Here is a 25,429-nt window from a genome sequence, read left to right as displayed (position 1 = left end):
TGTGTCAGTCTTCTTGATCGTCTTCGTCATCCTGGCGTCGGCCGCTGCCCTTCTTGTTCAGTCGGGCGGCCTTCTTGCGCTGGCGTTCTGCTTCGGCCTCCTCTGCTACGGCGGCCCACTGCGCGAATTCCGCCGGCGTTTCCAGCGTGATGCGTCCCAGGATGGCGCTGCGGAAGTCGTTGAGCACGATCTCAGCCGCCTTTTGCAGGTTGACGCGGCCACCCGTCATCACGGCGCCGCGCTTGCGGCCGATCTCGGTCAGCAGCACATCGTCATGCAGGGCAGGGATGCCGGCCACATCCTCGAGCTTGTAGCGCGCGGCCAGCAAAGCGGCGTAAGGCCCTTTCAGTCTGGCCAGCAGTTCCAGGGCCACTTCTTCCTCGTCGTAGGCGTTGCGACCCACGGCGCCGCTGGCCGCCAGGTTGTAGCCACCTTGCTCGATGGTGATCTTGGGCCACAGCATGCCCGGCGTGTCAAACAGGTAGAAATCGCTGGCCAGGTTGATGCGCTGTTCGATCTTGGTGATGCCGGCTTCGTCGCCCGTCTTGGCCGCTTTCTTGCCCACCAGGGTGTTCATCAGGGTGGATTTGCCCACGTTGGGGATGCCGCAGATCAGCACGCGCAAGGGCTTGGCCATGCCGCCGCGATTGGGGGCCAGTTCCCGGCAGGCCTTGATCAGGCGTTGGGCCGGGGCGGTGTCGCTGGCATCCAGCGCGATGGCCTGCGTGCCTTCCTGGGCGTTGTACCAGGCCAGCCACGCGGCCGTGCGCTCGGGGTCGGCGACATCCTGCTTGTTGAGAATCTTGAGCTTGTGGCGCGTGCCGGTCAGCTCCGCCAGCATGGGGTTGGCGCTGGAGCCCGGCAGCCGTGCATCGAGCATCTCGATGACGACGTCGATTTCCTTCATGCGTTCGATGATGGCTTTCTTGGTCACGTTCATGTGACCGGGGAACCAGTTGATGGCCATCGGTGTGTTCTCTTTCCTGGGCTGGGGCCGCGCAGATGTGCAAACCAGCAATTGTGCTTGCTTCTGAATGTCAGAATGCACGCCATCATTCAAATGGAGTGCCCGGGATGTTCAAACGTGTGTGGACGCTGCTCTTGTGCGGCCTGGTTGTGTCAGCGCAGGCTGAAGAAAAGCCCAAGTGGGAGTTGGGCGTCGGCGCTGCCGCCATGAGTTTTCCCGATTACCGGGGATCGGACGAGTCTCGCGCCTATGCTTTCCCGATTCCTTACCTGGTTTACCGGGGCGACTGGATCAAGGCAGACAGGCAGGGGGCGCGTGCTGAACTGATCGACCTCGGGCCTTCGGCGCACGTGGATCTGGGGCTCAATGGCAGCATCCCCGTCTCCAGCGTGAAGAATCAGGCGCGTCGCGGCATGCCCAGCCTGGCAGGCGCGATCGAGATCGGGCCGGCGCTGGAGGTGCATTTCTACAAGTCCGAGGGCGACCGCGTGCGTTTGAAGATGCGTGTGCCGGTGACTTACGGCATCACCTTGGGCAATGAGGTGGGCAGCGACGGCTGGCAGGCCAGCCCGAACCTCAATCTCGATATCCGCAACGTGGCGGGCTTGTCAGGCTGGAACCTCACCATGCTGACGGGGCCCATCTATGCCACCACGCGGCGCCATGCCTACTTCTACGACGTGGCACCCCGGTACGCCACGGCCGAGCGGCCGGCCTACAAAGCCACGGCGGGCTATTCCGGCGCGCAGTTCGTGGCCGGCCTGAGCAAGCGTTTCGACAAGACCTGGGTGGGCGCCTTCATGCGCTATGACAACCTCAATGGCGCCGTCTTCCGCGACAGCCCCCTGGTCAAAACGCGCAGCTACCTGGCGGGCGGGGTGGCCGTGGCCTGGGTGCTGGGTCAGTCTTCCGAAATGGTCCAGGCGGACTGAGTCGCAGGCAGGGCGGCGTCACCCACCCAGGCCCGCACGATCGGGTCCACCAGGCGTGAGTCGGTCAATGTGCGGATCTGCATATAGGCCTCTTGCGCCTCAGGGTGGCGCTTGCGCATGTAGTTGAGCCACTGCTTCATGCGGCCCGTGCGGGCACGCGGCTCGACGTGAGCAAGGATCAGCTCCCAGAAGTAGCCCAGCAGAGGCTGCAGGCTGGGCCAGTCAGGTTGGGCCTGGCCTGCGATGGGCAAGCCCTGATCGATCAGGATGGCCAGTGCCAGGCCTGGGTCCACCACGATGCCTCGCCCCAGCATGATGTCGGTGCAGCCTGATACCTCCAGGCAGCGGCGTGCGTCATCCACGGTCCAGATCTCGCCATTGGCCACCACGGGGATGCGCACGCTGGTCCGGATGTCGGCGATGCGGTCCCAATAGGCCGGGGGGCGGTAGCCATGCGCCTTGGTGCGGGCGTGCACCACCAACTCGTCGGCGCCACCCGCCTCGATGGCGCGGGCGCAGTCTTCGGCCAGATCGTCATCGTGAAAGCCCAGGCGCATCTTGGCCGACACCGGCACGTCGTCGTGCACCGCTTGCCGCACCGCCGTCAGGATGCGGTGCAGCAGTTCAGGCTCCTGGAGCAAGGCCGCGCCACCGCCGTGGCGATTGACCACCTTGGCCGGGCAGCCGAAGTTCAGATCGATGCCGGCAGAGCCCAGTTCGGCCAGCCGTGCAGCGTTGTCAGCCAGGCAAACGGGATCCGAGCCCAGCAGTTGGGCGCGTACGGGCACACCCGCCGGCGTGCGGCTGCCATCGCGAAGCTCGGGCACCACGCGCAGGAAGGCGCGGGCCGGCAGCAGCGTGTCGGTCACGCGTATGAATTCGGAGACGCAACGGTCTATGCCGCCCACGCGGGTCAGGACATCGCGCAAGGCGAAGTCCAGCAAACCCTCCATGGGCGCCAGCAGGATGGCCATGAGAGAAAAACCTAGGGAACAACCGGGGCGCCAGTGTACGTATTCGGCCGCATCTCAGGTACACAATGTGCGCCTTCCTGCCCCATCCACGGTTCAAGAGAGGCGTCAATGAGCATCACCAGCAGCCATGCCGCGCCGTTGCGCCAATGGGCCGATCTGCCTGGCCCCAAGGCCTGGCCCATCGTGGGCAATGCCTTGCAGATCCAGCTCAACCAGATCCACATCGATCTGGAGGACTGGGCCAAGGCCTATGGCCCGATCTTCAAGGCCAGATTGGGCCCGGCCAAGGTGCTGGTGCTGCGCGATCACGACCTCATCAACACGGTGATGCGTGATCGCCCCGAGGGCTTCAGGCGGCCTGCCAAGCTCGACCAGCTCGTGCGGGAGATGGGTCTGCACCCCGGTGTGTTCAATGCAGAAGGGGCCGTCTGGTACGCCCAGCGCCGCATGGTGATGTCGGCGTTTTCGCCCAGCCACGTGCGGGCCTATTTCCCCTTGCTGCTGAGCGTGTCGAGGCGCTTGCAGGCTCGCTGGATCAAGGCAGCCACGGCGCAACAGCCCATCGATCTGCAAGCCGACCTGATGCGCTTCACGGTGGACGCCATCGCGGGCCTGGCCTTCGGCGCGGAGACCAACACGCTGGAGTCCGACGAGGACATCATCCAGCACCATCTGGACAAGATCTTCCCGGCGCTGTTCAGCCGGGTCAATGCGCTGGTGCCGTACTGGCGCTGGTTCAAGCGCGCCAAGGACCGCGAACTGGCGCACAGCCTGACCATCGTCAGCAAGGCCATCGCGGATTTCATCGCCCAGGCGCGCCAGCGCATGCGTGACGACCCGGCTCGCGTGGCCCAGCCGACCAACCTCCTGGAGGCCATGATCGCGGCCGCAGACCAGCCCGACAGCGGCGTGACCGATGACGATGTGGCGGGCAATGTCATGACCATGTTGCTGGCCGGCGAAGACACAACCGCCAATACCCTGGCCTGGGCGATCTACCTGCTGCACCGCAATCCGGAGGTCTTTCAAAAAGCACAGCAAGAAGCCAGGGATGTGGTCGGCGTGGATCTCTCGATGCTCACCATGGACCACATGGCGCAACTGCCCTATCTGGAAGCCGTGTGCCACGAAACCATGCGCCTCAAGCCGGTGGCGCCGTTTCGCGTGGTGCAAGCCTTGCGCGACACCGTGGTGGCCGATGTGGCGGTACCCAAGGACACCATGATCTGGTGCGTGTCACGCCATGACGCGATGGACGCCACCTACTTCCCGGATCCCGAAAGATTTGTCCCTGAGCGCTGGCTGGATGCCGATGCGGCGCAGGCGAGCAGCGCCAAGCGGGTGTCCACGCCATTCGGCGCCGGCCCGCGTGTTTGCCCGGGCCGCTACCTGGCCCTGGTCGAAATGAAACTGGCGCTCGCCACCTTGCTCAGTCAGTTTCGCATTGACGCCGTGGATACGCCCGACGGGAGCGAGGCCGCAGAAGTGATGTCCTTCACGATGACACCCGTGGGTCTGACCCTGAAATTGTCGCCAATTTCACCCTGAAACAGGGCTCAAGAATGGGGTGGGCTGTCCGATAAAAACCCATCGTTCCCACGTCTGCCGCCATGACCACCGCCACCGAGCCTACCTGCATCGATGACATCCTCACGGAGTTGGACAAGGCCAGGAAAAACGGCCCCCTGCATGACATCCAGATCCCGCCATGTCCTGCATTGCTGACCCGCCTGCAGAACGCCATGGCCAAAGATGAGCCCGACCTCAACGAGGTGGCGCACATCGCCACCAGTGACGTGGCCATGTCGGCCGCCTTGCTTCGTGCGGCCAACAGCCCTTTGTACGCCGCAGGTGGCCAGCCCGCGCAGACCATCGGTCAGGCCATGAACCGACTGGGCCTGGAAAACACGGCCGCGGTGATGATCGGCTTTCTGGCGCGCCGTGCCATCAAGGTCAATTCCAAACACCTTTTGCGCTTCTGGGAGCGCTGCACCAAGCGGGCCCTGGCCATGGCCTTCATGGCGGGCAAGCTGCCTGGTGTGTCCACCGATCTGGCGCACACCTATGGCTTGTTCTGCCACGTGGGCATGGCCGTGATGGCGCAAAGCGTGCGCGGCTATCTCGGTACCCTGATCGAGGCCCACGCGCGCATTGATCGCTCGTTCATCGAGACGGAAAACGCCAACCACAAGACCGATCATGCGGTGGTGGGTGCCCTGGTGGCCCGCGTGTGGCGCCTGTCGCCCTCCGTGACCGCCGCCATTCGCCTGCACCACGATCTGGAAATCCTCAAGGAAAAGGGTGCCAAGTCGGAGGTCAACACCCTGGTGTCCATGGGCCTGCTGGCGGATTACTACATGCGCCGTCACGAAGGCCTGGAGCAGGATGTGGACTGGAAGTCGCACGGTGCCGGCGCCATGGAGTGGCTGCAGGTCAGCGTGGACGAGCAGATGGCCTGGGAAGAAGAACTGCGCGACATTTTCGAGTCAGCCTGATCCGGCTTGATTCCTCCCGACGGCCGCTCAGCCGTTAACATTCACGCCTTGCCTGTGGTCACCAATCGGCCACGCAGGCGATGAATTCAAGGGAGTCCACATCATGGCTGTATCCAGCCTCCTGGTATTGCTCGACGACATTGCGCTCGTCCTCGACGACGTGTCCGTCATGGCCAAGGTGGCCGCCAAGAAGACGGCCGGCGTGCTGGGAGACGATCTGGCGCTCAATGCCCAGCAGGTCGCCGGTATCCGCGCCGAGCGTGAACTGCCGGTGGTCTGGGCCGTGGCCAAGGGGTCGGTGCGCAACAAGGTGATCCTGGTGCCCGCTGCATTGGCCATCAGCGCGTTGATGCCCTGGGCTGTGACGCCCTTGTTGATGGCCGGCGGTGCCTATCTGTGCTTTGAAGGTGTCGAAAAGCTCGCGCATCCTTTCCTGCACGGCGATGACCACGAGGAAGAGGTTCACCGTGAGGCGCTGGCCCACGCGCTGGCCGATGCCGAAGTGGACATGGTGGCTTTCGAGAAGGACAAGATCGAAGGCGCCGTGCGCACCGATTTCATCCTGTCGGCCGAAATCGTGACCATCACCCTGGGTACCGTGGCAGAAGCCCCTTTGATGAACCAGATCATGGTGCTCAGTGGCGTCTCCCTGGCGATCACGGTGGGCGTCTACGGCCTGGTGGCGGCCATCGTGAAGATGGACGATGTGGGCCTGTACTTCAGCCAGATGGGCGGGCAGGGCGCCTTGCCGGCGGCGCGACGCGGCATGGGGCGCGCCTTGCTGGCCACGGCGCCGGTGATGATGAAGACGCTGTCTGTCGTGGGGACCGCGGCCATGTTCCTCGTGGGGGGCGGCATTCTGCTGCATGGCCTGCCCGGTGCACATGAGGTCGTAGACGCGGTGGAACATGCCGCACACGGCGTGCCCGCCATCGGCGGCGTCCTCGCATACGTGACACCTGTGCTGCTTGATGCGCTTGCAGGTATCGCAGCTGGCGCCATCGTGCTGGCCGTGGTCACGGTGGGCAGCAAGCTCATGGGCCTATTCAAGCGCACTTGAGCAGCGAGGCGCTGTTGGATGTACAAAGCGCCACCCCAACACAATGAGGAAGCATCATGAGCCTGTCCATGTACTCGGCCTTCATCCCGGTGGCCATCCACACCCTCAACAACCTGGCCGCCATTCTGGCCAAGGGCGCTGCCCATTGCGAGGCGCGCAAGATTGATCCGAACGCCTTCCTGACTGCCCGAATCTACCCCGACATGTTCCCCTTGATCAGGCAGGTGCAGATCGCCTCGGACACGGTCAAGGGCGGCGCGGCACGCCTGGCGGGCATCGACATGCCCAAGTACGAGGACAACGAAACGACGTTTGCAGAACTGCAGGCTCGTCTCGACAAGACCGTGGCCTTCCTCAAGACCATCCAGCCCGCACAGATTGACGGCAAGGAAGACGCCGATATCGTGTTGAGCTTTCCCTCACGCACCTTCGAGTTCAAGGGCCAGGCCTACCTGACGGGGTGGGTTCTGCCCAATCTGTACTTCCACACGACCACGGCCTACAACCTGTTGCGCCATGGTGGCGTGGAGATCGGCAAGGCCGACTTCCTGGGCGGCGCCTGACGAATCAGGCGCTGGTGGCCGTGGCAGACGCGGTCATTGGCAGCCATTTGCTGAGCGTCACGGCCAGCATGTGGCGGTCAAAGGGCTTGGTGAGGTAGTCATCCATGCCCCGTTCCAGACAGGCTTCGCGGTCGCCCGTCAGGGCGTGCGCGGTGAGGGCCACCACCGGTGTGCGCTCTCGCGCCGTGTCTTCCGATTCGATGACACGGATCTGGCGGACCGCTTCATAGCCATCCATGATGGGCATTTCGCAGTCCATCAGGACCACATCGAAAGCCTGCTCCCTGAACATCTGCACCGCTACTTCGCCATTGCGGGCAAGCTGGCATGACACGCCCAGGCTTTCCAGGGTCATCGAGGCAATGAAGGCGTTGACCTCGTTGTCCTCCACCAGCAGGACTTCGCCCGACAGTTTCCAGTCCTGGTCTTCCGGTGGCAGCGAATCCCTGAAGGTCATGTGATCGCCATCGTGCTCAGGCTTGCTCAGGTCAGTCGTGCTGTAGGGGACTTCCAGCCGGATCTCGAAGGTGGTGCCCACGCCCAGCGAACTGCGGGTGCTGATCTTGCCGCCCATTTCCTCGACGATCTGCTTGCAGATGGCCAGGCCCAGGCCAGTTCCGCCATGGCTGCGTGTGGTGCCGGATTCGACCTGGTAGAAGGGCTGATACAGGCGCTCCAGGGCGGTTTCGGGAATGCCCATGCCGGTGTCGGAGACATCGATGATCAGCAAGGCGCTGTCCTTGTCGATCGGGGTCACCGTGGCGGACACGATCACCTCACCTTGTTGCGTGAACTTCACCGCGTTGCTGATCAGATTGAGCAGCACCTGGCGCAGCTTGCCTTCGTCGGCCATGAGCGATTTGACGTCCAGCGGGACACCAGCCACATCGCACCGGATCTGAATGCCTTTTTGCAAGGCCGCGGCACGGAACGATTCGCCGGCTGTGACGATGGTGTCGCGTGGGTCGAAGTGGGTGGGTGCCAGGCGAACCTTGTGGGCATCGAGTTTGGCGAAGTCCAGGATCTCGTTGAGGATGTCCAGCAGGTTTTTGGCCGAGTCCCTGGCCGACTTGACGAACAGGCGGTCGCGCTCGGTGAGGTTGTCCACATTGAGCATGCTCAGAGCGCCGATCACGCCGTTCATGGGGGTGCGGATCTCGTGGCTCATGTTGGCCAGGAAGGCGGTCTTGGCGCGGTCGGCCGCTTCGGCCTGTTCCTTCATGCGACGCAGTTCGGCCACGTGATTCTTGCGCTTGGACTGCAGAAACAGCTTGCGCTCACGTGCCATCGAGAACCGGTACAGCATGTAACCCAGCACGTTGGCCGCGGTCAGGTGGATCACCATGCGCTGGTAGCCCTGCGGATCGTAGGAGGGGGCCATGGCGGCAAACGTCATGGCCACCATCATCATGAAACCGCCCAGCAGCAGGGTATTGAGGGCCTGCAGGCGGGCGAAGCCATAAGTCATGAACGTGGCCAGCACCATGGCGGTGGTGATGGTCCAGTATGCAGATATCGTGCTGACGCCAACCTGCCCGCGCTGGGCGATGTAGCCCGTGGCGAGGGTGCTCAGGCACACGAAAATCGAAAAAGTTGCCGAATAGTGGCGGGCAAAGAACGATTTGAAATGCTGCACAAATTGGCCAAATACCAGAAAGCACAGGGAAACCGTCAGCCGTGTGATTTGGATGGGGTCCAGCGCATCATGGTGCCCCAGCAGGCCATTGACCAGCCAAAAGGCCAGAAAACAGGCCGCAGCGACCATGGCCGATATATATAGGAACCGTACACCGTATGAGCGAAAGCTCAGCAGGAACTCCTGCTCCAGTTTCTGATTGGCGAAACCCCGGTGTCCTAAAAAACGAAGCAGTTTGGAAAGTGCGGCAACACGCATCAGTCGCTCCTCAACAGTTCCCATGACACAGTGCCATCCATTTTCCGGGTTTGCCGGAAATCAGATCGAAAGCGCACTATATCCGGCGATCGGGCACAATTGGTAGCCCATCGCAGGTGATGTGACGCTTTCTGTCAAACCTTGTCGGGAAGAAAATGAGACCCGCGGGCTTGCTGGAGAGTTTCCAGGGCTGGCCGGGCTGATGGTATCAATAGCGAGCGTGTTGTGCGGTGCATGGTGGTCAGATGGTGAGGTTGCTGTGTATCGCACCTCCATTCATCGCTGGCAGGGACTGAAATCGACGACGGACCACGTCGAAGTCGATTTCAATATCCGGATGGCATGTCAAAGCCATGAATGGATAAAGCGGCCACTTGGCGGTTCGCCACAAAGTGAAGGCTTCGCGAGTGGGCAAATAATAAAGCCCGTGAGGAATATTCAAAGTATTGGATAAGGCGAATTTTCCCCCGTTTAATGCATCTTTGAACTGCATGGCGCGGTAGATCCGGTTCACTGGCGGGCGGGCGGCCACCAGCACATAGTCCACGCTGCTGCACACACACATCTGGTAGAGCGATTTGTACAGGGCCGGCGCCACCATTCTGGCGGGCTCGCTGTTGAGCACGGTCAGGCGCCAGGCTTCGGCCAGTTTGCGGCCTTGCAGGGCCGCAGGCAGGGCAAGTTCATGCTCGAGGTGCAAGGGATGCAGCGCATTGGTGATGACGCGCATGGAGCCCAGCACCTGACCGTCTTCCTTTGATTCGGCAATCAGCACGACGGCGTCATCCCGGTCGTCGTCGGGCTCCGGGTCCTTGAGCACCTCTTCCATGCCGGGCACATGCCGACCATAGGCCTGGGTTCGGACAGCGACCGCGCGGCGAATGTCGTCGTCGCTGCTGGCGATTCTGATGCGAAAAGGCAGGAGCTGAGTCGTGGCCTGCTCGGCATGCTCAGCGAGGTCGTGGGTCAGCTTGGGGTCTGTCATATTGAAGCCTTGAACTACAGACTTGTTGACTGACTGCCCCCTTGCTGGTGGCTTGCCTGGCGGTCAGTTTCAGTCAACGCCAGCGTGCCCCGTCCCGACCGCCGGTGACAGGTACACATGACATCAAAATTGCGCATGGCGCAAGACTGATGCCTGAGTTCAAGCATGACCGATGTACAAGCTTCCCGCTATCCCTGATCAGGGGATCTGGCCTAGCACCCCCCGCGAGGTGGTGTTGTAAAAATATCGATACAAATGTCACGCAATGTTGTGATGTCGGCGACTATTTATCGACCCAGGGCATCGTGCAATGCCACCATTTCAAGCGTGAGCTTGTGACGCTGATCCAGATGGATCATGGGCCTGGCCTGTTGATGCGATTCCTTGACCTTGACCGATGCGCTCAGATAGGGCTGCAGGACCGGCAGGCCCTCGTCGATCAGCTCTTGTACCAGTTTTTGGGGCAGGGACGCACGGGGTTGGAACTGGTTGACCACGATGCCCGACACCTTCAGGTCTTCGTTGTGGTCAGCCTGGATTTCCTGCACGTTGTCCAGCAGGGTGTAGAGGGCTCGGCGCGAGAAATCGTCGCAGTCGAACGGGATGAGGCAGCCTTGCGCGGCGATCAGTGCCGAGCGTGTGTAGAAGTTCAAGGCAGGGGGCGTGTCGATGTAGATGCGCTCGTATTCGTCGGCCAGATCGGCCAGCGCATCACGCAGCTTGTAGATCTTGTAGCGCGACTCCAGCTTGGCATGCAGCTCATCCAGGCTGGGATGCGAGGGCATCAGGTGCAGGTTCTCGAACGGCGTTTCAACCGTGTAGTCGCCGGCACCTTTGGGGCGCGCGCTGAACTTCAGCGTCTGGTCGAAGAACTCGGCGGCGCTGACCTCGGCATCTTCCTGAGGTGCGCCCAGCAGGTACTGCGTGGAGTTGCCCTGCGGGTCCAGGTCGATGACCAGGGTGCGCATGCCCTGGCTCGCGCTGATGGCCGCGAGGTTGCAGGTGATGGTGGACTTGCCGACGCCACCTTTCTGGTTGAACACGACATAGCGCATGGCTGCTGACCTTCCTTGGACGCGTTGAAATGGGCGACGTTGAGGATGTTGCCCTGGCGCCTATTGTGCACTGCAACAATGGCGCTTCGCGACCCCGGTCAGCGTTGTTTGCGTACAGGCTTGTTGCCTTCGTCCGTCTGTTTGATTTCCAGCAACACCGGCCTTTGATGGCTGCCGTCCTGGTCCAGCAGCACCGTGCCTTCAAAACGCCTGATCCGTTCGGATGAGCGCGGCAGGCGCTCATCGGTGACCAGTTGCAACTCCTGGATGCGGCGAGGGCGCAGCGCCAGGTTGACGTCGTCAGGCAGCATCACGCACAAGGCGTGCTGCAACTTGAGGATGATGGCGGTATCGGTGCGGCCACGCAGATAGCTGTCTTCGTCGTCCGGGGCACCCTTGCGGTGCTTGCGGTGGACTTCGCCAGACACGGTGACCGTATCGCGTTCATACACGCAGGTGTCAACCGCCTGGGCATGTGCTGGCGCGACGGCTGCGAGTTCACCCAGCAGGCAGATGAGCATGGCTGCTGCCGGTGCAATGAAGGACTTCAAGGCCGGTCTCCTGTGATGTTGGATGTTTAATCGTCCAAGTCTAGGAGCACCGGCACTGGAAGCCATCCCCTGGCACGGGGAGGTGTGGCGGATCAGCGACCGGGTTCGGGCAGCTCGATCTTGACTTCAAGCACCTCGAGGTCGCCCTGGCGCTCCATGGACACCTTGATGTCGTCCGGATTGATGGAGACGTATTTCGAGATCACCGCCACCAGTTCGCGCTGCAGATCGGGCAGGTAGCTGGGGCTGTGGCTGCGACCATTGCGCTCGTGCGCCAGGATCAGTTGCAGCCGCTCCTTGGCCACCGTGGCGGTCTGCTTCTTTTCGCCGAGGAAGAAGGACAGGAATCCCATGGTCTTACTTGCCTCCGAACAGGCGCTTGAAGAAGCCGGGCTTTTCGGCTTCGATGAAGCGCAGTGGTTTGTCCTGGCCCAGGAAACGGTCGATCACGTCGCTGTAAGCCTCGGCGACATCCGAGCCCTTCATGTGGATGGCCGGGATGCCCTGGTTGGAGGCGTTCAGCACGGTCTCCGATTCAGGGATCACGCCGATCAGCTTGACGCGCAGGATCTCGTGCACGTCTTCCAGCGACAGCATCTGGCCGCCTTCCACGCGATTGGGGTTGTAGCGTGTGATGAGCAGGTGTTCCTTGATGGGCTCGGCGCCGTCTTGCGCACGCTTGGTCTTGCTGTTGAGCATGCCCAGGATGCGGTCGGAGTCGCGCACCGAGGAGACTTCGGGGTTGGTCACCACGATGGCCTCGTCGGCAAAGTGCATGGCCATCAGCGCGCCCGTTTCGATGCCGGCCGGTGAGTCACACACGATGTACTCGAAGCCCATCTCGCCCAGGTCTTTCAGCACCTTCTCGACGCCGTCTTGCGTCAGGGCTTCCTTGTCGCGCGTTTGCGAGGCCGCCAGCACGTAGAGGTTCTCGCACTGCTTGTCCTTGATGAGGGCCTGGTTCAGGTTGGCCTCGCCGTGGATCACGTTGATCAGGTCATACACCACGCGGCGTTCGCAGCCCATGATGAGGTCGAGGTTACGCAGACCGACGTCGAAGTCGATCACGGCTGTCTTGTGCCCGCGCAGGGCCAGGCCGGAAGCGAAGCTGGCGCTGGTGGTCGTCTTGCCAACGCCCCCTTTGCCGGAGGTCACCACGATGATCTTGGCCATGGATGGCTGTCCTTTCAGGTAAGTCTGGTTGAGGCCTGGGCCTCAGATTTGAATCGGGTCGAAAACCAGGCGCTCGCCTTCCAGACGGATCTGGGCGGGCTTGCCTTTGATGTTGGCGGGCAGCGGGTTTTCTGTGGTGCGGTAGGTACCGGCAATGGACAGCAGTTCGGGCTCCATGCAGGTCGAAAAAATGCGGGCCTGGGTGTTGCCTTTGGCGCCGGCGATCGCCTTGCCGCGCAGCGGGGCGTACACGTGGATGTTGCCGTCGGCAATGACTTCGGCGCCATGGTTCACGATGGCCATGATGACCAGATCGCCACCCTTGGCGTAAATCTGTTGACCCGAGCGCAGGGGCTTGTCGATGACCATGGTGGGCACCGAGGTGGGCACTTCCACGCGCACCTCGACCGGCACTTCGCGCACGACTTCCTTGATGACTTCCTGCACCACGGTTTCGACGCGCGCAGCGACAGCATGGCCATCGGGTGCTTCACTCAACCCGGCTTCCAGCGCGGCCGCGGTCTGTTTGACGGTGCCGCCGCGCACGGCCACGGGCTTGAGCTTGAAACTGGTGAGCAGCTGGATCAGCGCTTCGAAATTGACGGTGGCATCCAGGCTGGCCAGATGCGTCAGGTCGATGACCACCGGGTCATGGCTGAAGAAATCGGGGGTGTCGCCAAAGCGTTCCGCCATGGCCTGACTCAGGGCCTGGATGTTCCCGGTCTTGAGCAGGAAGGCTTCCAGAGAGAGCGAGGCGCTCTTGAGGTCGAACAGGGCGGAGGCGTTCGCGGGTGATGCGGCGGACATGGACGACAGGCGCTGAAAAACCCAGAGTTTAAGGCAAGGCGGGGCCCGATCCGGCCGCGCTCGGCACGATTGGATCGGGCCTTACCCCGATGGCGGGCCATACTGGCGGCATGGATCGCTTGTTGTCTTCTCAACAGATGGGCCTGGCCGTGGCGCTGGGCGCGGGTTTGCTCGTCGGCCTGGAGCGCGAACGGCGCAAGGGGCAGGGCGACGATCGGGAGGCGGCAGGGCTGCGCACCTTCATGGTGGCGGCGCTGACGGGCGCGGTGGCGCAGATGCTGTCCGCCGTGCTGGCGGCCATGGCGCTGGCTGGCGTGGCCGCACTGGCCGCACTGTCCTACTGGCGCAGCCGCTCGCGTGATCCCGGGCTGACCACCGAGCTGGCCTTGCTGGCTACTGCCCTGATCGGCATGCTGGCTGTCGAACAACCGGCACTGGCGGCTGGCTGTGCGGCGGTGCTCGCGGCTGTTCTGGCGGCGCGGGAGCGCCTGCACCATTTCGCCACCGAGTGGCTGTCCGAACGTGAGCTGCATGACGGCCTGTTGCTGTCTGCTCTGGTGCTGGTCTTGTTGCCTTTGTTGCCTGCTTCACCCGTGTCCTGGTTGGGGCAGCTGTCGGCGCAACGGGTCTTGATGCTGGTGATCATGATCCTGCTCATGCAGGCAGCCGGGCATGTGGGGCGGCGCCTGCTCGGGGCGAGGGCGGGCCTGGCGCTATCCGGCCTGCTGGGGGGCTTCGTGTCCAGCACGGCGACCATCAGCGCCATGGGCAGCCTGGTTCGTGGTGGGCAGGCACCATTGCGTCTGGCCTTGTGCGCCAGTGTGCTGTCAATGGCGGCCACCTGGTTGCAGATCTTGTTGATGGCCACCCTGGTGTCGGTCGGGGCTGCGCAGCAGGTCTGGTCGCTGGTCTGCGTGGGGGTGGCGGTGCCGGTGGTGCTGGGGGCCTTGACATGGCATCGCGACGGGGTGCCCGAGCCTGTGCAGGACAAGCAGCCTGCAGGCACTCAGGGCGTCTTGCGCCTGCGCGAAGCGGTGAGTGTCACGATGCTGCTGGTGGGCGGGGCGGTGCTGGTCAGCCTGGCGCAGCAACAGGGTGTCGGTGGCCTGCTGATGGGGACGGCCCTGGCCGCCCTGGCAGACGCGCATGCACCGATGGCCAGTCTGATGGGGCTGTTCGGGGCAGGGCACTTGTCCCAGGCGCACCTGCTTTGGGGTTTGATGGTGGCCTTGTCTGCCAACGCCGTGACGAGAACCGGTGTGGCGCTGACCTCTGGTGGCCAGCGCTTTGGCCTGGGCGTGGGCCTGGCCTTGGCGCTCAATCTGCTGTGTGCAGGGGCCTGGGTGGTCTGGCTGCTGCGTTGAGTGGGCCTCAGGTCTGCGCGCTCAGTTTGAAGGTGCCCACTGCTCGTGCCAGATGGTCGGCCTGGTTGCGCAAGCTTTCGGCTGCGGCCGCGGTCTGCTCTACCAGCGCAGCGTTGCTTTGCGTGCCCTGGTCCATCTGCGTCACGGCATCCGTCACCTGTGCGATGCCTGCCGTCTGTTCGCGGCTGGCGCTGCTGATCTCGCCGATCACGTCCGTGACCTTGGCAATGGCGTCCACGATGCTCTTCATGGTGCTGCCTGCCTGATCGGCCTGCTCGGCACCCATGGTGACGCGCTCGACGCTGGAGGTGATCAGGCTCTTGATCTCCTTGGCCGCTTCAGCGCTGCGTTGCGCCAGATTGCGAACCTCTCCGGCGACCACGGCAAAACCGCGACCTTGCTCGCCTGCACGGGCCGCTTCCACGGCGGCATTGAGCGCCAGGATGTTGGTCTGGAAGGCGATGCCATCGATCACGCTGATGATTTCGGCGATCTTCTGCGAGGAGCGGTGGATGTCTTGCATGGTGGACACGAGTTGCGTCACCACCTCGCCGCCATGACCCGCCACCGCGCTGGCACCTTGCGCCAGCTGATTGGCTTGAGCGGCGTTGTCCGCGTTGTGGCTCACGGTGCTGGACAGTTGCTCCAGTGCAGATGCCGAGCGCTCCAGTGCCGCAGCCTGATCCTGGGTGCGGTTGGACAGGTCCGTGCTCCCGGCCGAGACCTCGGCCGAGGCGTTGGCCACGCTGTCGGCGTTGTCGCGAACGTTGGCCACGGTCTGGCGCAACTGCGCCACCATCGCGGCCATGGATGCAATCACGCTATCTTGATCGCCCTGTTTGACGCGTACCTGGACGCCGAGATCGCCCCCGGTCACGCGTCGCAACAGCTTGCGCACGGTATCGGGTTCGGCGCCCAGTGTCTGCATGAGATAGCGCGTGACCAGCAGCGAGGCTGTGAACAACATGGCTGCGCCCGCCAGTGTGACGCCTGCCAGCAGCCAGAGGGTGCGGCTGCGAGCCTGTTGCGCGTTTTCTTCAGAGCGCTTGGCCGCGGTCTCGATCCCTTCGACCAGTGATTCCTGAACGGTTTCCAGCTCTTTGAACAAGGCCACAAAACCCGGCAGTTTGGCTTGTGCGGCCTTGTTGTCCTGGGCGGCCAGCATGGCGATCTCCTCGCCAGCCGCGGCATAGCGGTCGACGACCGGTGCCAGCGCGTCGGCTCTGGCCTTGAGGTCGGCACTCATGGGCAGGCCTTGCAGGTCATGCACACGTGCCTTGAAACCGTCGCCGTGTTCCTTGGCTTCCTTGCGAGCCTGGCTCAGCCCGGCTTCGTCACCCAGTTGGCCATACATCAGGGCCTGGAACACATCGCCGCGCAGGGCGTCATGCATCATGTCACCCATGGTGGCAGCCTGTGTGGCCTGTGTGGCGATCACGGCCTCGTCCATGTGTTCGCCCAGGGCGTGTGCGCCCCACCAGCCGGCAGTGCCGACTGCTGCCGAAAACGATACGCCGAGCATGCCCAGGCCCAGCAATATTTGTCGCATTCTCATTGCTACTTGACTCCAGTTGTCATTCAGGCCGGGAGGTACTGCCAATGTGGGCGCCCCGGTCCTGGACCGGGATATCGGCATGCACCCCAGTCACTGAAGTTATTTGTGCTGGATCAAGTTATTTGTGGGGGCTAGCGGACTTTTTTCCGGGCTCCGCCAGTGCTTCTGGTTCTGGGCGTGGCGGGGCCTTTGGGGCCCCCGTTGTCACGCGGCGGCAGACCCGTATGCTGCGTGAGGATCTGGCCCTTGCGGGGCTGAACCTTGGGCAACTGCCTGGGGTCCGGTGCTTCTTTCAGCTGGTGGCTGGCACGCCCGATGGCGGTCATCGATGTCTTGCTGCCTGCGGCGCCCGTCGAATTCTTGCGGCGTGCGCTCTGGTAGCTGCCATCCGTTTGCGGCTGGTAGAAGGGGATCAGGTGGTGCTTGCCGTTGCCGATCAGGTCGGCCCGACCCATGTCCTTGAGGGCCTCGCGCAGCAGGGGCCAGTTGTTGGGGTCGTGGTAGCGCAGGAAGGCCTTGTGCAGGCGGCGGCGCTTCTCGCCCTTGACCACGTCCACACGTTCGCTGCGCGTTTCATCACGGCTGATGCCCTTGAGCGGGTTGCGGCCCGAGTGGTACATGGCCGTGGCCGTGGCCATGGGGCTGGGGTAGAAGGTTTGCACCTGGTCGGCGCGGAAGCCATTGCGCTTGAGCCACAAGGCCAGGTTCATCATGTCCTCGTCGCTGGTGCCGGGGTGGGCCGCGATGAAGTAGGGGATGAGGAACTGCTTCTTGCCGGCTTCTTCGCTGAACTTGTCAAACAGTTGCTTGAACTTGTCATACGTGCCGATGCCCGGCTTCATCATCTTGGACAGCGGCCCGCCTTCGGTGTGCTCCGGCGCAATCTTGAGGTAGCCGCCCACGTGGTGGGTGACCAGCTCCTTGATGTACTCAGGCGACTTCACGGCCAGGTCATAACGCAGGCCGGATCCGATCAGGATCTTCTTGACGCCACGCAGCGCACGCGCACGGCGGTAGATCTTGATCAGCGGGCCATGGTCGGTGTTGAGGTTGCTGCAGATGCCCGGGTAGACGCAGCTGGGCTTGCGGCAGGCCGCCTCGATCTCGGGCGACTTGCAGCCGATGCGGTACATGTTGGCCGTGGGCCCGCCCAGGTCGGACACGACGCCGGTGAAGCCCTTGACCTTGTCGCGGATCTCTTCGATCTCATGGATGATCGAATCTTCGCTGCGGCTCTGGATGATGCGGCCTTCGTGCTCGGTGATGGAGCAGAAGGTGCAGCCCCCGAAGCAGCCGCGCATGATGTTCACGCTGAAGCGGATCATCTCCCAGGCGGGGATCTTGGTGGGGCCGTCGTGGCCGCCGTTTTCATCCGCATAAGCCGGGTGCGGGCTGCGTGCATACGGCAGATCGAACACGTGGTCCATCTCGGCCATGGTCAGCGGGATGGGCGGCGGGTTGATCCACACATCGCGGTTGGCATGGGCCTGCACCAGCGCGCGGGCATTGCCCGGGTTGGTTTCCAGGTGCAGCACGCGGTTGGCGTGGGCATACAGCACGGGGTCACTCTTGACCTGTTCGTACGAGGGCAGGCGGATCACGGTGCGTTCGCGCGGTGGCATCACGATGCGACCGGCGCGTTCAGGCAGGGCCGCGTTGGCCTTGATGGCCGCAGACTTGGCTGCCAGCGTGGGGTTGACCACGAGCTTGATGGGCTTGGCGCCGCCGGACAGATCCATCTGGCCGCCTGCGGCTGCCGCATCCACCTGAGCAGTGCCTTTGCCCTGACCTTTGAGCGGGTCGAACGCGCCTTCTTCCTCGCGTGCGCAGGTCTCGCCCTGGGCCTCGGCCTGCTGGGCCATGGTCATGTAGGGATTGATGTGCTGGTCGATGCGGCCGGGCATGTCGACCTCGCTCGAATCCAGTTCGAACCAGCCGAGCGCCGTCGGGTCATTCGTGCGACGCAGGAAGGCGGTGCCGCGTACATCGGTGATCTGCTCGATGGGCTCGCGGGCGGCGAGGCGGTGGGCCACTTCCACGATGGCGCGTTCGGCATTGCCGTACAGCAGCAGATCGGCCTTGGCATCAGCCAGGATGGAGCGGCGGACCTTGTCCTGCCAGTAGTCGTAGTGCGCGATGCGGCGCAGCGAGGCTTCGATGCCACCCATGACGATGGGCACATCCGGGTAGGCTTCCTTGCAGCGCTGGGCATAGACCAGCGAGGCGCGGTCCGGGCGCTTGCCGGCTTCGCCGCCGGGGGTGTAGGCGTCGTCGCTGCGGATCTTGCGATCAGCCGTGTAGCGGTTGATCATCGAATCCATGTTGCCGGCCGCCACGCCATAGAACAGATTGGGCTTGCCCAACACCTTGAACGGGTCGGCGCTTTGCCAGTCCGGCTGCGCGATGATGCCCACGCGGAAGCCCTGGGCTTCCAGCACGCGGCCGATCACGGCCATGCCGAAACTGGGGTGGTCCACATAGGCGTCGCCCGTGACGATGATGATGTCGCAGCTGTCCCAGCCGAGCTCGGTCATCTCCTCGCGGCTCATGGGCAGGAACCTGGCCGTGCCGAAGCGCTTGGCCCAGAAAGGCCGGTAAGCGGTCAGGGCCTTGGGGGCCTTCGGCGCGGCGGGCTGCGTGGATTTGGCGACGGGGGACACGGTGGTCTGGGCGGACATGGGCTTCCAAGCTGACGCACTGCATGGGCGCCAGGCAAGTCGGATACGGACAACCCTCTATTGTCGCCTGACTGGCTGAATCAGAGGCCTCATTTTGATCAGGGACTTTTGAGGCGTACCGCTTTTGCCCCTGGGCGCGCTCAGGTTCCCGGGATGTCGGCCGCCAGTGTTTCGCGCGCTCACGTCGGTCGTTCAGGTGCCGATTTCGCCTTTTCGGCGCAAGACTGTGGCGTCGCCTCGTGCAAATGGCTGCAATGGCAGGCATCCGAATGCAACTTCCAAGGAGCGACATGATGGGTTTCAAAACAGGATCGTCGGCCATCTGGGCCGGCAGGGCGTTGGGCGCCATGAGCCTGGCGTGGATGTCAACGGTGTGGGCCGGGTGTCAGGTGGATACGCCTGCCGCGAAGTCCGCAGCACAACTGGCGCAGGAGGAACAGGTCTGGGGGCGTTGGGATGCGTTCGAAGAGCGGCAGGTCAGGCTGGATCCCTTTCTGGCGCCCCATGCCAGCTACCGCGTCCTGATGAAGCGCCCGGGCAACCAGGCCCACCCTGACAAGCCGGTGGTGGTGTTCCTGCATGGCTTTCCGGAGTTTGCCCGTTCATGGGAGAACTGGCTCAATCTGATCGGTGCCGAGCACGATGCCATCGCCATCGACCTCAAGGGGTATGGCGAGTCGTCCAGGCCCACCTCGCTGTCGGCCTACAACCTGTATCGCATCACCTTCGAACTGGATGCCGTGGTGGCCTGCCTGGGCTACAAGCAGGTGATCCCGGTCGGGCACGACTGGGGCGGCAACTTTGCCTGGATGTACGGCATGTTGTTGCCAGCCCGAACCAAGGCGGTGGTGGTGTTGTCCACACCGCATCCCTATCCCTTCTTTCGGGAGCTGGCCAAGCCGGATTCGGAGCAGAGCCAGCGCAGCCGCTACATCGATCTGATCCGGCAGAACACGCCCGAAGCCTCGGCCGAAGCGCGCCGTTTGCTGACCGCCGGCCCCGATGATCTCTTTCAACCCTTCTACGCCGGCTTGCGCGCCAATCGGCTCATTCAGACGAACATGGCCACCGACGAGATGTGGGAGCGCATGTTCAGCTATTACCGGGTGATGGACCTGCCCGCGAGCCCCACGTTCTACACGGACAAGCCCAACTGGCTGGCCTTGTTGATGATGAAGGTGAGGGCGCCCACCCTGGCCTTGTATGGTGCGCAGGACATGGCGTTTGCCGCCGGGTCATGGCAGGGTGTGGAAGCCTTTGTGCCCAAGCTGGAGCTGCACAAGCTCGAGGGGCAAGGGCATTTCATCAACCACACCGCGCCCGAGTTGCCTGGCCAGGTGCTGAAGTTCATCAACGCCCAGACGGCACCCTGAGCACCTGCCTCAGCGGCTCCAGCGCGTCATGCGGCCGTACTCGCGAAAGCCCAGCCTGCGGTAGGTGGGCTCGCCCATGTGCGTGGCCTGCAGCGCCACGCCCTGTGCGCCGCGTTCCAGCGCCAGGTTGGTGACGGCTGCCGTACACGCTGCGGCCAGGCCGTGCCCGCGTGCATCGGGCAGGGTGCCCACCCAATAGATGCCGGCGACATCACCTGTGTGCAGCACCATGGCGGCAGCACCCACCAGGCCATCCTGGCGGCGAGCCAGCGCGATGGAGACATCCGGTGCCAGCAGGCCTGCGGTATCCACGAAGAAGCTGGGCGTGAACACCTCGGGCAGGCCCAGCGTGGCATAGGCCTTGGCGCACACGTCCACGAAGGCGGGCAGCTCGTCTGCGCGGGCCAGCAGGTCGATGCGCCAGTCAGCAGCAATCGGCGGCATGGCCACGGGGGCTTCGGCCAGCATCGCCGGCAGGTCGGCTTGCGCCGTGAAGCCCTCGGCGTCCAGGTAGGCGTCCAGGTCCAGATCCTGGCGGCTCATCGTGATCACCGCGTACGGATTGGCCTGCCCGCCAAAAAAAGCCTGTGCCTGCTTGAGCACCAGCTCAGGTGCTACGGCCTGATCCACCCTGATGACGCAGTTCTGATGTGGCAGCGGCAAGGGCAGCGTGCCCTGATGCAGCAAGACACCGTTGAGTTCAAGCAGCCGACCGGCGGGTTGCCAGCGGGCATGGATGCGCACGGCGTGTGCCAGGTTCTGGTCGGCCAGGTCTTCAAGCAAAGCGCTGGTCATGTGGGGGGCTCCTGCGTGTTGTTCTGGATGCACCAATCCTAGCGCGCCCATGCCACCCCACCTTTCACTTTGTTTCAGCGCCCTGATTCCTGGGCCGCAGCGGCCAGCACGTCCTTCAACAGCCGGGCCTTGACCTTCTTGCCCTTGACCTTGACTGTGTTGAGTTGCGCCACGGCCTTGCCGGCAATGCCACGCTCCACCGCCACGTAGGTGTGGAAGTCCGTGACGTTGATCTTGCCGATCTGGCTGCCCTGCAGGCCCGCTTCGCCCGTGAGCGCACCCAGCACGTCACCCGGTCGGATCTTTTCCTTCTTGCCGCCCAGAATCTGGATGGTGACCATGGGTGGCTGCAGCGGTTCCTTGCTGGCGGGTGTCAGATCAGACAGCTTCTGCCACTTCGATTCGCGGCCTTGCAGCAGTTCGATGTTGCCCACGCGGCCCATCTCGTCCATGCTGGCCAGATTCAGGGCCAGGCCCTCGGCATCACCACGGCCGGTGCGGCCAATGCGGTGGATGTGCACTTCAGGGTCAGGTGTCACGTCCACATTGATCACGGCTTCCAGCTGGGCGATGTCCAGGCCACGGGCGGCCACGTCGGTGGCCACCAGCACGGAGGCGCTGCGGTTGGCGAACTGGATCAGCACCTGGTCGCGGTCGCGTTGCTCCAGGTCGCCGTGCAGGGCGATGGCCTCGATGCCATGCGCGGTGAGCACGTTCACCAGGTCGCGGCATTGTTGCTTGGTGTTGCAAAAAGCGATGGTGCTGGCGGGGCGATAGTGCAACAGCAGGCTGGAGACGGCATCCAGGCGGGTGCTGCCTTCGACCTCGATCCATAACTGTCGGATCTTGCTGGCGTCATGCGTGCTCTCGACCTTGACCTCCTTGGGCGAGCGCAGGAACTGGGCGCTCAACTTCGCGATGCCCTCCGGATATGTGGCCGAGAACAGCAGGGTCTGGCGCTTTTTGGGGCATTGGCGGGTCACGGCGACGATGTCATCGTGGAAGCCCATGTCCAGCATGCGGTCCGCTTCGTCGAGCACCAGGGTTTGCAGGCCGGACAGGTCCAGCGTGCCGCGCTCCAGGTGGTCCATCAGGCGCCCAGGCGTGCCCACGACGATGTGTGCGCCGTGCGCCAGGCTTTCAATCTGCGGTCGCATGGTGGCGCCGCCGCAAAGCGTGAGCACCTTGGTGTTGGGTTCGAAACGGGCCAGTCGGCGGATTTCCTGGGCGACCTGATCGGCCAGTTCACGCGTGGGACACATCACCATGCCTTGTACGGCCATGCTGGCGCCGTTGAGACGGTGCAACATGGGCAGCGCGAAGGCCGCGGTCTTGCCGCTGCCGGTCTTGGCCTGGGCAATGAGGTCGTCCCCGGCCAGTGTGAGAGGCAGGCTGGCTGCCTGGATGGGCGTCATGGCCAGGTAACCCAGGGCTTGCAGGTTGTCCTGCATGGCGGGGCTCAGCGGCAGGGTGCTGAATGAAGTGACTGGACGGGCGTCTGCGGGGGATGGGGTACTCATGGCGCCATTATCGTCAGTACAGCCTTTTGTCAAGGACCGTTGAATTCACAAGGGCAGCCCCCATCTACTGTCCAGGCGCGCACAATGCGCGTGTTTGCAACGACTCCATGATGGGGTAAGGATAGAAAATTCCATGAACTGGAAGAATGGTTTGACGGCGCTGGCCGTGGTGTTGGCAGGTGTGGGCATGGTGTCTGCGCCCATGGATGTCGAGGCCAAGCGCCTGGGCGGTGGGCGTGCCAGCGGCATGCAGCGCCAGATGCCGGCCAAGCAGCCCAGCGCGACGCCTGACGCCACGCCGAATCAGGCTGTCAAGCCTGGTCAGCAGGCCAATGCGGCGCCTGCACAACCGGCGGCTCCGGCTGCACAGCCAGGCAAGCGTTCCTGGCTGGGCCCTATTGCGGGGATCGCCGCAGGCCTGGGTATTGCTGCCTTGATGAGCCACCTCGGTATGGGTGAGGCGTTCGGCAACTTCCTGACCATGGCCCTGCTGGCCGTAGTGGCCTTCATGGTCATTGGCTGGCTGATGCGTCGTTTCAAGGGCGCGGCACCAGCGGCAGGTCCTCAACTGGCCGGTGCGGGTGCGCCGTACCCTTCGCAAAGCGTGCCTCAGCCTGCGTCGCCCATGTACCGTGAGGCGGTGGCTCAGCCCTCTGCCAACCTGGCTTCCGGCGGCGCGGCGGCCGCGACGGAGATGCCTGCCGGCTTTGATGCGGCTGGTTTCACGCGTACGGCCAAGATGATCTTCATCCGCATGCAGGCAGCCAACGATGCCGGCAACATCGATGATTTGCGCAAGTTCACCACGCCCGAGTTGTTTGCATCGCTGCGACTGGACATTCAGGAGCGCGGACAGGCTGCCAACCAGACCGACGTCATGCAACTCGACGCCGAGTTGGTGGACACGGCCAAGGAGGGCGGCCAGTGGGTGGCCACGGTGCGCTTCCACGGCCTGATCCGGGAAGAGGTCAACGCCGGTGCCGAGCCTTTCAACGAGCTGTGGCATCTGGTTCGCCCCGTCGATGAGAGCCAGGATTGGGCGATCGCTGGCATCACGCCGATCGCTGCCTGATGTACCGAGCTTGATTGTCGCGAGCCGTGACGCTGTTCACGGTTCTTTGACGCAAAGATGAAGATGGCGCCTGGTGCGCCATCTTTTGTTTGGAACTGACACACTCAATGACAGTGCAACATGTGCCGATAAGGTAGTCATTTATTGCCTCGCACTCTGCGCGGGTCTGCCGTCTGTTTGTCCAGGACGGCAACTCATGGGGGTGCACCCGATATGTCTGCACCCGAAGCTGGCGTCGAGCCGGTTGTGTCACCCAAGATGGGCACGCCAGATGGCGTGTCGCATGAGCTGCCGACCAGGCTGATACTCAGCCTGGCGGTGATCCTCATCGTCCTGTGGGGTGGTGTCAGCTTTTTGCCCTGGCACATTGACGGCACGTTCTTCTCGGTGTCCGTGCACACGATCACGGAATTCGGTGCCATCGTGGCGGCCCTGCTGGTGTTTTCCGTGGCGTGGCACGCGCGCAGCCCAGGGCAGCCAGGCAACATCGTCATCATTGGCTGCGGGTTTCTGGCTGTGGGCCTGATCGATTTCGGTCACACGCTCTCCTTCAAGGGCATGCCTGATTTCGTGACGCCCTCCAGCCCGGAGAAGGCCATCGAGTTCTGGTTGATGGCACGCTACACCGCAGCCTGGACCATGCTGGCTGCAGCCGTCCGCCCCATACAGCCTCTGCATTCTGGGTGGCCCCGTTATGCCCTGTTGGCAGCCGCCCTGTTGTGGACGGCTGCCATGTACGCCATCGAGTTGATGGCGCCAGGGTTCTGGCCTCGCACCTTTGTGGAAGGCAAGGGCCTGACGGTTTTCAAGATCCTGGCGGAATATGGCGTGATGGCCCTGGCGGCCTTGGCTGCCTTTGTCTTCATGCGGCGCAAAAGCGCAGACCTGGCCTACAGCACCAATGACCTGTGCGCTGCGGCCATCATCACCGTCTTGTCAGAAGCCTGCCTGACCATGTATGGCAGCGTCAATGACATGTTCATCCTGCTGGGGCACCTCTACAAGGTCGTGGCCTATTACTTCATCTACCGAGCGGTCTTCATCACCAGCGTGCGCGATCCCTATCGCCGCTTGAGCGAAGAGATCGAGGAGCGTCTGGAGGCAGAGCAACGGGCGGCTTTCCTGGCGTACCACGATGTGCTGACCAGCCTGCCCAACCGGGAGCTGGCACGTGACCGCCTGAATCAGGCCCTGGCCGACGCCAAGCGGCATCAGAAACAGGTGGCCATGGTCTTGCTGGACCTGGACCACTTCAAGAACATCAACGACACGCTGGGGCACGCAGTGGGCGATCAGCTGCTGCAGGCTGTGGCCGACATCCTGACACGCACGCTGCGCCAGACCGATACCGTGAGCCGGCCAGGCGGTGACGAGTTCCTGATGATCCTGAAGGATCTGCCAGACGTGGATGCGGCCGCACCGGTGGTGACCAAGCTGATTGAAGAGCTGGCCAAGCCCATCGTGATCGATGGTCAGGAGTTGTCGATCTCTGCGTCCATCGGCATTGCCATGGCGCCCAACGACGGCGAGGATTTCGAGATCCTGCTGCAGCGCGCGGACACGGCCATGTACCGCTCCAAGGAGGAGGGGCGCAACACCTATCGCTTCTTTGACGA

22 protein-coding genes are annotated in these 25,429 nt (G+C 63.3%); 9 read left to right on the top strand and 13 right to left on the bottom strand.

What is annotated here, in order from left to right:
• Positions 1–4 precede the first annotated feature (4 nt).
• Entirely contained in the window at positions 5–967 is a 963-nt protein-coding gene (gene ylqF, locus VFW93_RS04000) for a ribosome biogenesis GTPase YlqF (protein WP_329692697.1), read from the bottom strand.
• 107 nt (positions 968–1,074) lie between these two features.
• On the opposite strand from ylqF, the gene VFW93_RS03995 reads away from it, so the two are divergent.
• Positions 1,075–1,899: a MipA/OmpV family protein gene (locus tag VFW93_RS03995; RefSeq protein ID WP_329692696.1), complete on the top strand. Its 825-nt coding sequence runs from the start codon at positions 1,075–1,077 to the stop codon at positions 1,897–1,899.
• On the opposite strand, the gene VFW93_RS03990 is transcribed toward VFW93_RS03995, so the two are convergent.
• On the bottom strand, positions 1,869–2,873 hold the full coding sequence (locus VFW93_RS03990) for a tRNA dihydrouridine synthase (protein ID WP_329692695.1): 1,005 nt from the start codon (positions 2,871–2,873) through the stop codon (positions 1,869–1,871). The two genes, VFW93_RS03995 and VFW93_RS03990, sit on opposite strands and share 31 nt — an antisense overlap.
• Before the next feature lie 108 nt (positions 2,874–2,981).
• Here VFW93_RS03990 and VFW93_RS03985 point away from each other — a divergent pair, with 108 nt between their 5' ends.
• From VFW93_RS03985 to VFW93_RS03970, 4 genes are all read left to right on the top strand, one after another.
• A complete protein-coding gene (locus VFW93_RS03985; RefSeq protein WP_329692694.1) occupies positions 2,982–4,421 on the top strand; it encodes a cytochrome P450 in 1,440 nt (479 codons plus the stop codon).
• Between the two features lie 62 nt (positions 4,422–4,483).
• A complete protein-coding gene (locus VFW93_RS03980; protein WP_329692693.1) occupies positions 4,484–5,368 on the top strand; it encodes an HDOD domain-containing protein in 885 nt (294 codons plus the stop codon).
• A gap of 103 nt (positions 5,369–5,471) precedes the next feature.
• On the top strand, positions 5,472–6,428 hold the full coding sequence (locus tag VFW93_RS03975; protein ID WP_329692692.1) for a DUF808 domain-containing protein: 957 nt from the start codon (positions 5,472–5,474) through the stop codon (positions 6,426–6,428).
• Positions 6,429–6,484: 56 nt separating this feature from the next.
• Positions 6,485–6,991 carry a DUF1993 domain-containing protein gene (locus VFW93_RS03970; protein ID WP_329692691.1) on the top strand — a complete coding sequence of 169 codons (507 nt, stop codon included), beginning with the start codon at positions 6,485–6,487 and terminating at the stop codon, positions 6,989–6,991.
• A 4-nt stretch (positions 6,992–6,995) separates the two neighbouring features.
• Here the strand turns inward: VFW93_RS03970 and VFW93_RS03965 are convergent, their stop codons facing one another.
• The 7 genes from VFW93_RS03965 to minC all read right to left on the bottom strand — a co-directional run bounded on the left by VFW93_RS03965 (position 6,996) and on the right by minC (position 13,456).
• Positions 6,996–8,885, bottom strand: coding sequence for an ATP-binding protein (locus VFW93_RS03965; protein WP_329692690.1), 1,890 nt, complete (start codon positions 8,883–8,885; stop codon positions 6,996–6,998).
• A 241-nt stretch (positions 8,886–9,126) separates the two neighbouring features.
• Entirely contained in the window at positions 9,127–9,870 is a 744-nt protein-coding gene (locus VFW93_RS03960) for an N-acyl amino acid synthase FeeM domain-containing protein (protein WP_329692689.1), read from the bottom strand.
• A 287-nt stretch (positions 9,871–10,157) separates the two neighbouring features.
• Positions 10,158–10,925: a ParA family protein gene (locus VFW93_RS03955; RefSeq protein ID WP_329692688.1), complete on the bottom strand. Its 768-nt coding sequence runs from the start codon at positions 10,923–10,925 to the stop codon at positions 10,158–10,160.
• Positions 10,926–11,023: 98 nt separating this feature from the next.
• Positions 11,024–11,476, bottom strand: a complete 453-nt coding sequence (locus tag VFW93_RS03950; protein WP_329692687.1) for a hypothetical protein — start codon at positions 11,474–11,476, stop codon at positions 11,024–11,026.
• A 92-nt stretch (positions 11,477–11,568) separates the two neighbouring features.
• Entirely contained in the window at positions 11,569–11,829 is a 261-nt protein-coding gene (gene minE, locus VFW93_RS03945) for a cell division topological specificity factor MinE (protein ID WP_290646214.1), read from the bottom strand.
• A 4-nt stretch (positions 11,830–11,833) separates the two neighbouring features.
• Entirely contained in the window at positions 11,834–12,649 is an 816-nt protein-coding gene (gene minD, locus VFW93_RS03940; RefSeq protein ID WP_290646216.1) for a septum site-determining protein MinD, read from the bottom strand.
• A 42-nt stretch (positions 12,650–12,691) separates the two neighbouring features.
• On the bottom strand, positions 12,692–13,456 hold the full coding sequence (minC, locus tag VFW93_RS03935; RefSeq protein WP_329692686.1) for a septum site-determining protein MinC: 765 nt from the start codon (positions 13,454–13,456) through the stop codon (positions 12,692–12,694).
• Between the two features lie 122 nt (positions 13,457–13,578).
• On the opposite strand from minC, the gene VFW93_RS03930 reads away from it, so the two are divergent.
• On the top strand, positions 13,579–14,820 hold the full coding sequence (locus VFW93_RS03930) for a DUF4010 domain-containing protein (protein ID WP_329692685.1): 1,242 nt from the start codon (positions 13,579–13,581) through the stop codon (positions 14,818–14,820).
• Positions 14,821–14,827: 7 nt separating this feature from the next.
• Here VFW93_RS03930 and VFW93_RS03925 read toward each other — a convergent pair whose 3' ends face one another.
• Together VFW93_RS03925 and VFW93_RS03920 are read right to left on the bottom strand one after the other, a co-directional pair.
• Positions 14,828–16,375: a methyl-accepting chemotaxis protein gene (locus VFW93_RS03925; protein WP_329692684.1), complete on the bottom strand. Its 1,548-nt coding sequence runs from the start codon at positions 16,373–16,375 to the stop codon at positions 14,828–14,830.
• Between the two features lie 131 nt (positions 16,376–16,506).
• Positions 16,507–19,053, bottom strand: a complete 2,547-nt coding sequence (locus VFW93_RS03920; RefSeq protein ID WP_329692683.1) for a YgiQ family radical SAM protein — start codon at positions 19,051–19,053, stop codon at positions 16,507–16,509.
• A gap of 290 nt (positions 19,054–19,343) precedes the next feature.
• Here VFW93_RS03920 and VFW93_RS03915 point away from each other — a divergent pair, with 290 nt between their 5' ends.
• Positions 19,344–20,426: an alpha/beta hydrolase gene (locus VFW93_RS03915; RefSeq protein ID WP_329692682.1), complete on the top strand. Its 1,083-nt coding sequence runs from the start codon at positions 19,344–19,346 to the stop codon at positions 20,424–20,426.
• A 9-nt stretch (positions 20,427–20,435) separates the two neighbouring features.
• Here VFW93_RS03915 and VFW93_RS03910 read toward each other — a convergent pair whose 3' ends face one another.
• Both VFW93_RS03910 and dbpA read right to left on the bottom strand, forming a co-directional pair.
• On the bottom strand, positions 20,436–21,221 hold the full coding sequence (locus tag VFW93_RS03910) for a GNAT family N-acetyltransferase (protein ID WP_329692681.1): 786 nt from the start codon (positions 21,219–21,221) through the stop codon (positions 20,436–20,438).
• Positions 21,222–21,295: 74 nt separating this feature from the next.
• Complete coding sequence (dbpA, locus tag VFW93_RS03905) at positions 21,296–22,741, bottom strand: ATP-dependent RNA helicase DbpA (protein WP_329692680.1); 1,446 nt, start codon at positions 22,739–22,741, stop codon at positions 21,296–21,298.
• Between the two features lie 133 nt (positions 22,742–22,874).
• Between dbpA and VFW93_RS03900 the strand changes: the two genes are divergently transcribed.
• Both VFW93_RS03900 and VFW93_RS03895 read left to right on the top strand, forming a co-directional pair.
• On the top strand, positions 22,875–23,813 hold the full coding sequence (locus VFW93_RS03900; protein WP_329692679.1) for a Tim44 domain-containing protein: 939 nt from the start codon (positions 22,875–22,877) through the stop codon (positions 23,811–23,813).
• Between the two features lie 213 nt (positions 23,814–24,026).
• Positions 24,027–25,429: GGDEF domain-containing protein (locus VFW93_RS03895; RefSeq protein WP_329692678.1), on the top strand; the 1,403-nt coding region annotated here is incomplete at its 3' end.

The sequence above is a fragment of the Aquabacterium sp. genome, assembly GCF_036279675.1.
Lineage (GTDB): Bacteria > Pseudomonadota > Gammaproteobacteria > Burkholderiales > Burkholderiaceae_C > Aquabacterium.
This window is presented reverse-complemented; position numbering and strand designations above follow the sequence as displayed.